This window comes from Aeromonas sp. R7-1 (genome assembly GCF_040908115.1).
GTDB classification, from domain to species: domain Bacteria; phylum Pseudomonadota; class Gammaproteobacteria; order Enterobacterales; family Aeromonadaceae; genus Aeromonas; species Aeromonas caviae.
On sequence record NZ_JBFODD010000023.1, the window covers coordinates 162592 to 175535 of the forward strand.

The window sequence follows — 12944 nt, forward strand, 5'->3', positions numbered from 1 at the left end:
AGGACGGCGGGCTGCTGACAACAGGCGGCCATTGCTCTCGATGCACCGTTTCCGTCAAGGTTCTGGGCTGCAAGCCGTCAGTTCTGGTCAACAAAAAGGGCACCTCTGGGTGCCCTTTTTCGTTGCCGTCTTGGGATCAGCGATTGAGCTGCTCCAGGTTTTCCGTCTTGCCAAGCACCACCACCTCGCACTCGGCCCAGATGTCCTGGAAGGCGCGGGGGCGGGCGCGATTGAACACACACAGCAGGTTGCCCAGGCCAAAGGCCGAGGTGGCGAGCCGGATCAGGGCCTGGGTGACGCGAATGTTGCTGCCGTCCAGGTTCTGGATGCGCAGGCGCCAGGCCCGCATGCCGATGGTCTGGCCGGCGCGGACCCAGAACCAGGTGTAGAAACCGCAGATGACGAAGGCCAGCCAGGCGCTGTAGAGGGGGCTGGTGAGCAGCCAGGCGGCATCCTTGCCCTCGGGAACGTGCGCCATGCCGGTGGCCAGCAGCAGGTGGGCCACACCCATGCCGATGAAGCCGGCGATGATCAGCAGGGCAATCACCACCAGATAGTCATAGAGCAGGGCGCCGAGACGGCGCAGCAGACCGGCAGACGGATGCCGGGGAGCAGGCTGGAGAGGGGAGGGGGTCTTGCGCTTGGCCATGATGATTATTCCATTAATATGATGCGGGCATTCTATGTAACTGGCCTGGCATCGGCAAGGCGTTGAATAAATGAGCAAACAACGGTGGGCGCAAGAAAAACACCTTGCATGGCCAAGCGCCATTCGTATAATCCCTCGCAGCTGCCCGGGTGGCGAAATCGGTAGACGCAGCGGATTCAAAATCCGCCGTAGCAATACGTGTCGGTTCGAGTCCGACCCCGGGCACCATCAGATTCCATGACAAAAGGCCATCCTCGCGGATGGCCTTTTGTTTTTCCGGGCGGTGCGAAGAGGTGTACCCACAGACCCACAGACCCACAAACCCACAGACCCACAGACCCACAGACCCACAGACCCACAGACCCACAGACCCTCAGACCCTCAGACCCTCAGACCTTCAGACCTTCAGACCTTCAGACCCACAGGCTGTCAGGCCATCAACCTCTCGGACTGCCATCTCCTCAGTCGATATTCTGCGCGATGCGCCACAGCACGCCTGAGGGGTCGTACAGACAGAACTCCTTCATGCGCCACGGCTGGGTGACGAGCTCCGTGACCCTGACGCCATAGCGGGCGGCGACCTGGCTCGCCTCCACTTGGGCCTGCCAGGCGGCCACGTCCTCCACCAGGAGGTGCATCATGAGCTGCTCGGCCAGCCCCGGGGGGTTGCCATCCTGCAGCAGGAAGCTTGCGTTGCCGAGATGAAAATAGGCCACGCCGTCGCCATCGGAGGCCAGGGTAAAGCCGAGATCCTGATAGAACTGTTTTGACAGTGTGAAATCCCGGGCAGGCACGAAGGCCTTGATTTCGGTCACGTTGAGATTGGGCATGGGCTCCTCGCGGCGCTGGGAACAGGGGAAGATGGCTTGCCAGTATGACCGGGCATTTCGGGGCAGGCCAGACGAATGGCGCGAGTTTGCACTCTTATCGTGCTTGTGCCCCTCGGGTGGGGGGATATTGGCCGTCAGCCTCATTTGATTTCACCATGGTATGGCCCATTTCATTTATTTCATAAATACCTTAGCGGGATAGATAAGCCTGCCAGGGTGACATCACCACGGGTTCGCCCCGTCATTGTGAGGTGGTTGGGTCATCCTGGTGCATTTTCCCGGCAATGCACAGCCAAAGTGCGATTTTCCCTCTGTAACCGGGCATCGTGCGCCAAGATGGTGCGTGTTGAATGTGATAAAAACATAACGCCATGAAATAAAAGGATTATTTTTCTTGGCCTGCTTTATGCTTTCCCCATGTCATGTCGCCATGATGTCTCCGTGAGCCACACAGGTACGGTGGGCAGGTGGCCAGGTTGGAAATGCATATCAGGAAATGGACCCGGATGCCGGGACGACAAGGAGAGGGCTGTATGTTCAAGAGACTCGTAATGACTGGCCTGCTGGCGCTGGCCGCCACCATGGCCGCCCCGGGCTGGGCCGAAGAGGTGGCCGCGCAGGCCGATGTGGTACAGGCGGCCGCGACCGTGACCATCAACAAGGGGGACAATACCTGGCTGATGGTGGCAGCGGCCCTGGTGATCCTGATGTCCGTGCCGGGCCTCGCCCTCTTTTACGGCGGCCTGGTGCGCGCCAAGAACATGCTGAGCGTGCTGATGCAGGTGTTCACCCTGTTCTGCCTCATCACCGTCCTCTGGGTGGTCTACGGCTACTCCCTGGCCTTCACCGAGGGCGGCGCCTTCTACGGCTCCTTCGACAAGGTGCTGTTGATGGGGGTGACGCCGGATTCCATCGCCGCCACCTTCAGCAAGGGGGTCGGGATCAGCGAGTTCATCTACGTGGTGTTCCAGGGTGCCTTTGCCGCCATCACCTGCGGGCTCATCGTCGGCGGCTTTGCCGAGCGGATGAAGTTCTCGGCGGTGCTGCTGTTCGCGGTGATCTGGTTCACCTTCGCCTATATCCCGATGGCGCACATGGTGTGGTACTGGGCGGGTCCGGATGCCTACACGGATGCGGCCGCCGCCGAAGCGGCCGGTGCCACCGCAGGCTATCTGTTCCAGCACGGCGCTCTGGACTTCGCCGGCGGCACCGTGGTGCACATCAACGCCGCGGTGGCCGGTCTGGTTGGGGCCTTCATGGTGGGCAAACGGGTTGGCTATGGCCGTGACCCCATGACCCCCCACAGCCTGACCATGACCATGATCGGGGCCGCCCTGCTCTGGTTCGGCTGGTTCGGCTTCAACGCAGGCTCCTCCCTCGAAGCCAACGGCACGGCGGCCCTGGCCTTCGCCAACACCTGGATCGCACCGGCCGCTGCCGCCCTCTCCTGGACCTTCGCCGAGTGGGCGATGAAGGGCCGTCCCTCCCTGCTTGGCGCTGTCTCCGGTGCGGTGGCGGGTCTGGTCGCCATCACCCCTGCCGCCGGTTTCGTCGGTGTGGGGGGCGCCCTCATCATCGGCCTGCTCAGCGGGGTGGCCGGTCTGTGGGGCGTGCACGGTCTCAAGCGTCTGCTGGGGGCCGATGACAGCCTGGACGTGTTCGGCCTGCACGGGGTGTGCGGGATCCTGGGGGCCGTGCTGACCGGGGTGTTCGCCAGCCCGGATCTGGGTGGCACCGGGGTGTGGGACTATGTGACCAACCAGGTGGCCGAGGGATACTCCATCCTGGCCCAGGTCAAGGTACAGGTCATCGGCGTGGGGGTGACCGTGGTCTGGACCGCCCTGGTCTCGGCCGTGGCCTACAAGCTGGTGGACCTGCTGATCGGTCTGCGGGTGAAGGAAGATGCCGAGCGCGAAGGGCTGGACGTGACCAGTCACGGCGAGAAAGCCTACAGCCATTGATCCTGCTGCCATGAATGTCATACCGCCGGCCCCGTCCGGCGGTTTTTTTATTGGGGCGGGCTGGCCAGGCTGCCCGGACCGGGCCGCTGGTGGCCGGGGTCGCTATTTGTGTTTGCAGGGTCTTTTATGCCTGCATTTTGGGCGGATCTCCGCTAAACTCTGCCACCCTTTATTCGGGGTCGTCGGGTCTGCCCCGTCGTCACCCTCTCTTTCATGCCTTCGGAGCCGCTCATGCCGTTAGTGGGACACCAACATCAGATCGATATTCTGGAACTGACCGACAAGGGGGATGGCAAGGGTCGCCTGTTCGATCGCCCCCTGTTTGTCGAGGGTCTGCTGCCCGGTGAGCAGGCGCTGGTCGAGTTGACCGAGGTCAAACCGAACTACCTGCACGGCAAGCTGGTCGAGCTGACCCAGCCCTCCGTCGATCGGGTGGCCGATTTTTGCCCCAACACCGAGTGCGGTGGCTGCCAGGTGCGCCCGCTGGCCTATCCGGCCCAGCTTGCCCTCAAGCAGAGCCTGGTGCAGAGCGCACTGGAGCAGGTCGGGCTGGGTGAGGCCGTGGTCAACCCCATCCTCGGCATGGAGACGCCGTTTGCCTATCGCAACAAGGCCCAGTACGCGGTGCGTGGCAGCGAGGCGGGCGCCGAGATCGGCTTCTACCGCAAGCACTCCCATGACCTCATCACCGCCGATGATTGCGCGGTGCAGGACTCGCTGCACGTGGAGCTCAATGCCCGGGTACGCAACTGGATGCGCGAGCACGACATCGCGGCCTATGACGAGGTGGCCCACACCGGCTGCGTGCGCAACCTGATGACCCGCAAGGGCTTCAAGAGCGGCGAGCTGATGGTGGTGCTGGTGACCCTGGGCGAAGCGCTGCCGTTCGAAGCCGAGCTGCTGGCGGCCCTGGCGGATCTGCCGGTCACCACCCTGGTGCAGAACATCAACGAGGCGCGCACCAACCGCATCCTGGGTGACAAGAACCGGGTGCTGCTGGGCAGCGGGGTGATCCGCGACAAGATCCACGAGCTCGAATTCGAGATCTCGCCCCTCTCCTTCTTCCAGAACAACCCGAGCCAGACCGACGTGCTCTACTCCAAGGCGCTGGAGTATTGCGAGCTGACCGGCAGCGAGACGGTGTTCGACATCTATTGCGGCATCGGCACCATCTCCCTGTTCCTGGCAGGCAAGGCCGCCAAGGTGGTGGGGATCGAGTCGGTGGAGAGCGCCATCAGCGACGCCCGTCGCAATGCGGCCCTCAACGGCATCGAGCAGACCGAGTTCCACGTGGGCAAGGCGGAGCAGCTGATGCCTGCCCTGCACGCCGAAGGGGTGAGCGCCGATGTGGTGGTGATGGATCCGCCGCGCAAAGGCTGTGACAAGGCGGTATTGCAGACGCTGGTGGCCATGGCGCCGCGCCGTCTGGTCTATGTCTCCTGCAACCCCCAGACCCTGGCCCGCGATCTCGCCTGGCTGGTCAAGCAGGGCTTCGTGCTGGACGAGGTGCAGCCGGTCGATATGTTCCCGCACTCCATGCACGTCGAAGCAGTTGCTCGCCTGAGCCTGCCAGCGAAAGCCTGATCGGGCCGAGGGCGTGGCGTTAGCCAGATGGCTCTGATAAAAACGACTCCTGAGGGAGTCGTTTTTTTTATGGTCGTGGTCGGCAGAACCACCAGGCAGGGAGGTCGGCGTGATGATTCGTATGGCAGGGGTGGAGGATGCGGCGGTGCTGGATCGCTTCTTCGGGCAACTGGACAGGGAGACCCGCTTCATGCTGTATGAAGCGGGAGAGCGCCCCTCGGACATTGAGGGGCAGCGCAGGCGGCTCGAGGCCATGGTCGCGGCCCCCAATCAGGCCATGTGGCTGCTGGAGCTGGCGGGGGAGGTGCAAGGGTTTGCCGCGCTCCTTGGTGGCGGCCTGGCACGCAACCGCCACTGCGCCCTGGTGGTGATGGGGCTGCGTTCGGGGGCGCGTGGGCAGGGATGGGGGGAACGGTTGCTGCGTACCCTGATCGCGACCGCGAGGGATCTCGGTATCCACCGGCTGGAGCTGGGAGTGATGGCCCACAACGAGGTGGCCCACGCCTTGTATCGCAAGTGCGGGTTCGTGGAGGAAGGGGTGAGACGGCAGGCCTATCGGCTGGACGAGGGCTATGTGGACGAGATTTCCATGGGGCTGCTGCTGCCGCTGGACAGGCCATGACGCCGCTAGCCCCGAGATGCTGGTCTGGGGAGTTGGATTGGGGCAGGCTTGTGGGGAAACCATCAAGACAAGGAGGCGCCCATGAAGGGGATATTGCTGCGTTGGCTGGCTCGCTACGATGCCTGGTGCCAGGAGTGGGGACTCACACCGGAGAACCGGCGCTGCTGCGCGCCGGTACGCCATGATGAAGACGAGAAGCGCCCGGAGAAGGGCGACGACCTCACTGGAACTGGCGGGTCACGGCGCCAGTGACGCTGTTGTAGTCGAACGAGAGCCCGTCGGGGTATGCCGGGAAGCGGCCAACGGAGCTGCGCAGGGTATAGCGGCAGTTGTCGTGACGAAGGGCGCCGTCAGCCTGAGCGTCTGCCGGGATGAGCCGGGAGATGTAGTCACTGTCTGAATCCTGGTGCAACTCATCGGCCACCGTCAGATCGGTATCGAGCAGGGCGCCAAACAGGCTCTCGCAGTCGTCCCGGCTGCTGACGGAGATCTGATCGCTGTCGCCACCGGGGAAGACGGTATCGGGCCCCTGACCTCCCTGGTCCTCCTTGGTGCCAACCGGCCAGCCATGGCTGTTGATGTCGAGATCCTGCCTGCCCATGCCGCTAAAGTTGTAGAGTGCCAGAGGCTCCCCCTTAACCTTGACCGCCCAGCCGGCGTGGGCGAGCCGGGCGGCACTGGCAAAGCTGCCCGCCGTGGCCGAGACGCTGCTCTTGAGCCCGTCGTCCTGGATGTTGATGAAGCGGGGCAGGGCGGTCACGGCCAGGATCCCCAGCACGATGATGACCAGCACCAGTTCTATCAGGGTAAAGCCTCGGGAAACGTGTGTTGGCATGGAATGAACCCATTGAGTACGACAGACAGGTAAGCGCGACATGGAATTGATAGACACCCACTGCCACCTCGATTTTCCGGTCTTTGACGCCGATAGGGAGGCGCTGCTGACCCGGTGGCGCCAGCTGGGGGTGGGCGAGTATATCATCCCCGCCGTGGGAGAGGAAAACTGGGGGCGGGTGATGGCGCTGGCCGGACGCCACGACGAGATCCGCTATGGCCTGGGGATCCATCCCTGGTATGTGGGCAAGCAGCCCCGGGATGCACTGACCCGGCTGGAGACCCTGCTGGCGAGTCGGCCCCGTGGGCTGGTGGCCGTGGGGGAGTGCGGGCTGGATCTGCGCTCCCATGTGCCGCAGGAGGGGCAGGTCGAGATGTTCGAGGCGCAGGTGCGACTGGCCATGGCGCATGAGCTGCCCCTCATCGTCCACTCGGTGCGTGCCAACGACACGGTCGCCAAGATCCTGCGGCGCTTCACTCCGCCACAAGGGGGGGTCATTCACGCCTTCAGCGGCTCCCTGCATCAGGCGGAGGTGTTCTGGCAACTGGGTTTCAGGCTGGGGATCGGGGGGGTCATCAGCTATGAGCGGGCCAACAAGACCCGGGAGGCGATACGCCAGATGCCGCTGGAGGCCTTGCTGCTGGAAACTGACGCTCCCGACATGCCGCTGCAAGGCCAGCAGGGGGAGGTGAACACGCCAGCCAGCCTGCCGACCATAGCCCGCTTGTTGGCACAATTGCGGCAGCAACCGCTGGAGGATGTTATTTCGGTGTTACATGACTCCACCCGGCGGCTGTTCCCCCCAGGAAATCATGAAATTAACATTTGATTATCAAATGATGACCGAGTGATAAAAAACAGGGCCCATAAAAATCGTTTGCGGTCTAATTAAACGATGTTCAGGCCATTTGTGGCTTATAAAATGTGACCAGTATTCTATTTTGTCGCACCGTAATTAGTATAATGCGCACCCTTGATTAGCGGCTTCAATACACAAATCGTTAACAAGCTGGCAGGTGCTACTAAAGAGGAAGTGTTAATAATGAATCTGATAATGGGTCTGGTAGGGATGGCGACGCTCGTCCTGATTGCGGTGCTGTTCTCCAGCAACCGCAAGGCAATCAAAATTCGTACCGTAGGTGGCGCCTTTGCCATCCAGGCCGGTCTGGGGGCCTTCGTGCTCTACGTGCCGGTCGGTCGTGACATCCTGGTAGGCGTGTCCGACGCCGTCTCCAGCGTCATCGGTTATGGCCAGAACGGCATCGAATTCCTGTTCGGTGGTCTGGTTGGCAACAAGATGTTCGAAGTGTTCGGTGGCGGTGGCTTCGTCTTCGCCTTCCGCGTCCTGCCCGTCATCATCTTCTTCTCTTCCCTGATCGCGGTACTCTACTACCTCGGCATCATGCAGTGGGTGATCAAGCTGCTGGGCGGCGGTCTGCAGAAGGTGCTGGGCACCTCTCGTACCGAATCCCTCTCCGCCACTGCCAACATCTTCGTCGGTCAGACCGAAGCCCCGCTGGTGGTACGTCCCTTCATCTCCAAGATGACCGACTCCGAGCTGTTCGCCGTCATGTGTGGTGGTCTGGCTTCCGTTGCCGGCTCCGTACTGGCCGGTTACGCCTCCATGGGTGTCAAGATGGAATACCTGATCGCCGCCTCCTTCATGGCTGCCCCGGGTGGTCTGCTGTTCGCCAAGCTGCTGGTACCGGAAACCGAGACCCCGAGCTACGACGAGAACACCGCAGAAGGTGAGCTGGACGACAAGCCTGCCAACGTGATCGACGCCGCTGCCGCCGGTGCCTCCGCCGGTCTGCAACTGGCCCTGAACGTGGGTGCCATGCTGCTGGCCTTCATCGGCCTCATCGCCATGATCAACGGCATCTTCTCCGGTGTGGGCGGCTGGTTCGGTTACCCGCAACTCTCCCTGGAGCTGCTGCTGGGCTGGCTGTTCTCCCCGCTGGCCTTCCTGATCGGCGTGCCCTGGAGCGAAGCGGTCGTGGCCGGTTCCTTCATCGGTCAGAAGCTGGTGGTCAACGAGTTCGTGGCCTACCTGAACTTCGCTCCCTACCTGAAGGATGAAGTGCTGATCAACGGTGTGGCCATGTCCGAGCACACCAAGGCGATCATCTCCTTCGCCCTGTGCGGCTTCGCCAACCTGTCCTCCGTCGCCATCCTGCTGGGTGGTCTGGGCTCCATGGCACCGAACCGTCGCGGCACCATCGCCAAGTTCGGTCTGAAGGCCGTGCTGGCAGGTTCCCTGTCCAACCTGATGTCTGCGACCATCGCAGGCTTCTTCCTGGCGCTGTCCGGCATGTAACATCGCCTGACTGACAGGATAAAGACGAACGCCACAGCGATTTGCTGTGGCGTTCTCGTTTGGGGTGGTGACAACCGTTTTCCTGTCAAGACTAATAATAAAGTGAGTCAAATCGGAGGTTCTATGAATGAAGTGCTACTGGCTATGGCGGCCGGCTTTATCGTTGGGGTGTTGTTTTCTTTCCTCAAGTTGCCGATACCGGCGCCGCCCGTCCTCTCCGGCGTCATGGGGATCGTGGGGGTTTATCTGGGGGGCATTGCCTACTCCTGGATCCTGACCCGCTTCTTCTCTTAAGCGCCTTCCAGCGCTGGATTTGCCGGGTGTGAGGTACCTCTGAAATTGGCAAATCCGGCTTGCAAACACGGGGTATCTCGGCTGAAATAGGCGATGCCAGCAGGGTGCTGGCATTGACTAATGCCCGGTGAATCCGGGTGTTGGCGGTCAAATGGAATTGATTGGGAAGTCGGGTCTGCGTAGTCGGCCTTTCTCAAGTCTTCATGGAACCAAGTCCGCACTTTTGTAAGAAAGTGACAGGGCTCTTGCCTTATTTGCAGCCGTATTGCCTGTGCATTTGCGCTGCAATTCCATATCCCGTTGCTCCGGGAACGTCTCTGCCGACCCTTGGTGTTCGGTGAAGCCGATCGCGGGTGATGGGGCTTAACAAGACTTTGGAGACATAGCATGACTGATCTGAAAGTGGCCGCCCAACGCGCCCTGAACCTGATGGACCTGACCACCCTGAACGATGACGACACCGATCAGAAGGTGATCGACCTGTGCCACAAGGCCAAGTCTCCGGCCGGCCTGACCGCCGCCGTCTGCATCTACCCCCGTTTCATCCCCATCGCGCGCAAGACCCTGCGTGACATCGGCGCCGCCGACGTGCGCATCGCGACCGTGACCAACTTCCCCCACGGCAACGACGACATCGAGATCGCCGTGGCCGAGACCCGTGCCGCCGTGGCCTACGGTGCCGACGAGGTGGACGTGGTCTTCCCGTACCGCGCCTTCATGGCCGGCAATGAACAGGTCGGCTTCGATCTGGTCAAAGCATGTAAGGAAGCCTGCGGCGCCAAGGTACTGCTGAAAGTGATCATCGAGACCGGCGAGTTGAAGGAAGAGGCGCTGATCCGTCGCGCCTCCGAGATCTCCATCGACGCCGGTGCCGATTTCATCAAGACCTCCACCGGCAAGGTGCCGGTGAACGCGACCCCTGAAGCGGCCCGCATCATGATGGAAGTGATCAAGGCCAAGAACCCGAAAGTGGGCTTCAAGCCGGCTGGTGGCGTGAAAGACGCCGCCGTGGCGGGTCAGTATCTGGCCATGGCCGAAGAGATCCTGGGCAAGGACTGGGTATCCGCCCGCACCTTCCGTTTCGGTGCCTCCAGTCTGCTGGCCAGCCTGCTGGCGACCCTGGGGCATGGCGACAAGCCTGCCAATACCAGCGGTTACTAAGCGGCGGCAGGGGGCGGTGCGCCGCCCCCTTTCGGATCTGGTTCGGTCTGTGTTCGTGCGTGATGCACGGAGGGAATGAAAGATGTTTTTGCCTCAAGAAATTATTCGCAAGAAGCGCAACGGTGAAGCGCTCAGTACCCAAGAGATTCAATTCTTCGTCCAGGGCATTACCAACAACACCATCGGCGAGGGGCAGATCGCGGCCCTGGCCATGGCGGTCTACTTCAAGGACATGACCATGGATGAGCGGGTCGCCCTGACCTGCGCCATGCGCGACTCCGGCATGGTGCTGACCTGGGATCACCTCAATCTGGGCGGCCCCATCGTCGACAAGCACTCCACCGGCGGTGTGGGTGACGTGGTCTCCCTGATGCTGGGCCCCATGGTCGCTGCGTGCGGCGGTTTCGTGCCCATGATCTCCGGCCGTGGTCTCGGTCACACCGGCGGTACCCTGGACAAGCTGGACGCCATTCCCGGCTACCAGACCTCGGTCGACAACGACCGCTTCCTGAAAGTGGTGAAAGAGGCGGGGGTCGCCATCATCGGCCAGACCGGCGATCTCGCCCCGGCGGACAAGCGTATCTATGCAGTACGGGATATCACCGCCACCGTCGAGTCCATTGCCATGATCACCGGCTCCATCCTCTCCAAGAAGCTTGCCTCCGGGCTCGAAGCCCTGGTGATGGACGTGAAGGTGGGCTCCGGCGCCTTTATGCCGACCTTTGAAGCCTCCGAGGAACTGGCCAGGAGCATCGTCGCCGTGGCCAACGGTGCCGGCTGCCGCACCTCTGCACTCCTGACCGACATGAACCAGGTGCTGGCCTCCAGCGCCGGCAACGCCGTGGAAGTGCGCGAAGCGGTGCGCTACCTGACCGGTGAGTATCGCAACCCGCGCATCCATGAAGTGACCATGGCCCTGTGTGCCGAGATGCTGATCTCCGCCGGTCTTGCCAGCGATGACGGCGATGCCCGCACCAGGTTGCAGGCGGTGCTCGACAACGGCAAGGCCGCCGAGATCTTCGGTCGCATGGTGACCGGCCTCGGTGGCCCGGCGGACTTCATGGAGCGTTATGACGCCTACCTGCCCAAAGCCGCCATCGTGCGCCCCGTCTACGCGGCCCACAGCGGATTCGTCACCGCGATGGATACCCGTGAACTAGGCCTGGCGGTGGTCGCCATGGGGGGCGGTCGCCGCGCCGCCGCCGACAAACTCGATTATGCCGTCGGTCTGACCGACTTTATCCGCCTGGGTCAGAGCGTCGATGCTGACAAGCCGCTCGCCCTGATCCACGCTCAGACAGAAGCTCAATTTGCCGAGGCTGCCCGCATGGTGCAGGCTGCCGTGAAGATCGGCGACACCCGACCAGAGGCGCTGCCCGAGGTTTACCGTCGCATCGGTCTGGCTGATTTGTAACAAGGGGAAGTCCCATGAAACGTACCTTTATTCTGATGATGGACTCTTTCGGTATTGGTGCTGCCGCCGATGCCGACAAGTTCGGCGACGTGGGTGCCAATACCCTTGGCCATATCGCCAAGGCGTGCGCCGCCGGTGAGATCGAGGGCCGTGGCGCTCTCAACCTGCCAAACCTCAGCAAGCTGGGTCTGGGCCACGCGGGCGAACTCGCCAGCGGCACCTTCCCGGCCGGACTGAACAAGGATGTCGAGGTGATCGGTGCCTACGGCTTTGCCCAGGAGCTCTCCTCCGGCAAGGACACCCCGTCCGGTCACTGGGAGATTGCCGGCGTGCCCGTCTTGTTCGAGTGGGGTTATTTCCACGACCATCACAATAGCTTCCCGCAGGAGCTGCTGGATGCCATCGTCGAGAAGGCCGGTCTGCCCGGGTATCTGGGCAACTGCCACGCCTCCGGTACCCAGGTGCTGGACGATCTGGGCGAAGAGCACATGCGCACCGGCAAGCCGATCCTCTACACCTCTGCCGACTCCGTGTTCCAGATTGCCTGCCACGAAGAGACCTATGGCCTCGAGAAGCTCTATGAGCTGTGCCACATCGTGCGCGAGCTGCTGGAGCCCTACAACATCGGCCGCGTCATCGCGCGTCCGTTCGTGGGCAGCGGCAAGGGCAACTTCAAGCGCACCGGCAACCGCCACGACTACTCCGTGCTGCCGCCGGCGCCGACCGTGCTGGACTACATGAAGGAAGCGGGTGGCCAGGTGGTCTCCATCGGCAAGATCGCCGACATCTATGCCCAGCAGGGCATCACCAAGCAGGTGAAGGGGACCGGTCTGACCGAGCTGTGGGACAGGACTCTGGAAGAGGTGAAAGCGGCCGGTGACCAGACCATCGTCTTCACGAACTTCGTGGACTTCGACTCCTCCTACGGTCACCGCCGTGATGTCAAGGGCTACGCCGATGCGCTGGAGTACTTCGACTCCCGCCTGCCGGAGCTGTTCGACCTGCTGCAGGATGGCGACGTGGTGGTGCTGACCGCCGACCACGGCTGTGACCCGACCTGGAGCGGTACCGACCACACCCGCGAATACATTCCGGTACTGTTCTACGGCAAGCCGGTCAAGGCGGGCTCCGTCGGTCGTCGCGAGACCTTCGCCGACATCGGCCAGAGCATCGCGGCCTACCACGGCCTGCCCAAGCTGCAATACGGTACCAGCTTCCTGTGATGGTGACCCCGGGCCGGTTCGCCTGCCCGGGGTGCCACAGGGCCCCGGTTTCCT

13 protein-coding genes and 1 tRNA gene are annotated in these 12944 nt (G+C 62.4%); 11 read left to right on the forward strand and 3 right to left on the reverse strand.

Annotation, left to right across the window (positions count from 1 at the left end; translation table 11 throughout):
- Window positions 1–136: 136 nt before the first annotated feature.
- Complete coding sequence (locus tag AB5Y51_RS05205; RefSeq protein WP_010672963.1) at window positions 137–649, reverse strand: RDD family protein; 513 nt, start codon at window positions 647–649, stop codon at window positions 137–139.
- A 143-nt stretch (window positions 650–792) separates the two neighbouring features.
- On the opposite strand from AB5Y51_RS05205, the gene AB5Y51_RS05210 reads away from it, so the two are divergent.
- Window positions 793–877, forward strand: a tRNA-Leu gene (locus AB5Y51_RS05210).
- A gap of 233 nt (window positions 878–1110) precedes the next feature.
- On the opposite strand, the gene AB5Y51_RS05215 is transcribed toward AB5Y51_RS05210, so the two are convergent.
- Entirely contained in the window at window positions 1111–1479 is a 369-nt protein-coding gene (locus tag AB5Y51_RS05215; RefSeq protein ID WP_045523149.1) for a VOC family protein, read from the reverse strand.
- Window positions 1480–2012: 533 nt separating this feature from the next.
- Between AB5Y51_RS05215 and amt the strand changes: the two genes are divergently transcribed.
- From amt to AB5Y51_RS05235, 4 genes are all read left to right on the forward strand, one after another.
- Complete coding sequence (amt, locus tag AB5Y51_RS05220; protein WP_010673021.1) at window positions 2013–3440, forward strand: ammonium transporter; 1428 nt, start codon at window positions 2013–2015, stop codon at window positions 3438–3440.
- Window positions 3441–3671: 231 nt separating this feature from the next.
- Window positions 3672–5024: a 23S rRNA (uracil(1939)-C(5))-methyltransferase RlmD gene (rlmD, locus tag AB5Y51_RS05225; protein WP_368178127.1), complete on the forward strand. Its 1353-nt coding sequence runs from the start codon at window positions 3672–3674 to the stop codon at window positions 5022–5024.
- Window positions 5025–5136: 112 nt separating this feature from the next.
- On the forward strand, window positions 5137–5646 hold the full coding sequence (locus AB5Y51_RS05230) for an N-acetyltransferase family protein (protein ID WP_368178150.1): 510 nt from the start codon (window positions 5137–5139) through the stop codon (window positions 5644–5646).
- An 81-nt stretch (window positions 5647–5727) separates the two neighbouring features.
- The gene (locus tag AB5Y51_RS05235; RefSeq protein WP_164882078.1) at window positions 5728–5898 is read left to right on the forward strand and encodes a DUF5363 family protein; all 171 of its coding nucleotides are present in this window, start codon (window positions 5728–5730) and stop codon (window positions 5896–5898) included.
- Here the strand turns inward: AB5Y51_RS05235 and tppF are convergent.
- Window positions 5867–6481, reverse strand: coding sequence for a type IVa pilus pseudopilin TppF (gene tppF / locus AB5Y51_RS05240; protein ID WP_029313748.1), 615 nt, complete (start codon window positions 6479–6481; stop codon window positions 5867–5869). The genes AB5Y51_RS05235 and tppF overlap by 32 nt on opposite strands.
- 40 nt (window positions 6482–6521) lie before the next feature.
- Here tppF and AB5Y51_RS05245 point away from each other — a divergent pair, with 40 nt between their 5' ends.
- The 6 genes from AB5Y51_RS05245 (at window position 6522) to AB5Y51_RS05270 (ending at window position 12890) form a co-directional block, all read left to right on the forward strand.
- Window positions 6522–7310 carry a TatD family hydrolase gene (locus tag AB5Y51_RS05245; protein ID WP_368178128.1) on the forward strand — a complete coding sequence of 263 codons (789 nt, stop codon included), beginning with the start codon at window positions 6522–6524 and terminating at the stop codon, window positions 7308–7310.
- A 213-nt stretch (window positions 7311–7523) separates the two neighbouring features.
- On the forward strand, window positions 7524–8798 hold the full coding sequence (locus tag AB5Y51_RS05250) for a NupC/NupG family nucleoside CNT transporter (protein WP_039039944.1): 1275 nt from the start codon (window positions 7524–7526) through the stop codon (window positions 8796–8798).
- 123 nt (window positions 8799–8921) lie between these two features.
- Window positions 8922–9092: a XapX domain-containing protein gene (locus tag AB5Y51_RS05255; protein ID WP_010673027.1), complete on the forward strand. Its 171-nt coding sequence runs from the start codon at window positions 8922–8924 to the stop codon at window positions 9090–9092.
- Window positions 9093–9479: 387 nt separating this feature from the next.
- A complete protein-coding gene (gene deoC / locus AB5Y51_RS05260) occupies window positions 9480–10253 on the forward strand; it encodes a deoxyribose-phosphate aldolase (protein ID WP_039039946.1) in 774 nt (257 codons plus the stop codon).
- 82 nt (window positions 10254–10335) lie between these two features.
- Window positions 10336–11667, forward strand: a complete 1332-nt coding sequence (gene deoA, locus AB5Y51_RS05265; protein ID WP_041210927.1) for a thymidine phosphorylase — start codon at window positions 10336–10338, stop codon at window positions 11665–11667.
- Window positions 11668–11681: 14 nt separating this feature from the next.
- Complete coding sequence (locus tag AB5Y51_RS05270; RefSeq protein WP_039039948.1) at window positions 11682–12890, forward strand: phosphopentomutase; 1209 nt, start codon at window positions 11682–11684, stop codon at window positions 12888–12890.
- The last annotated feature ends 54 nt before the right edge of the window (window positions 12891–12944 follow it).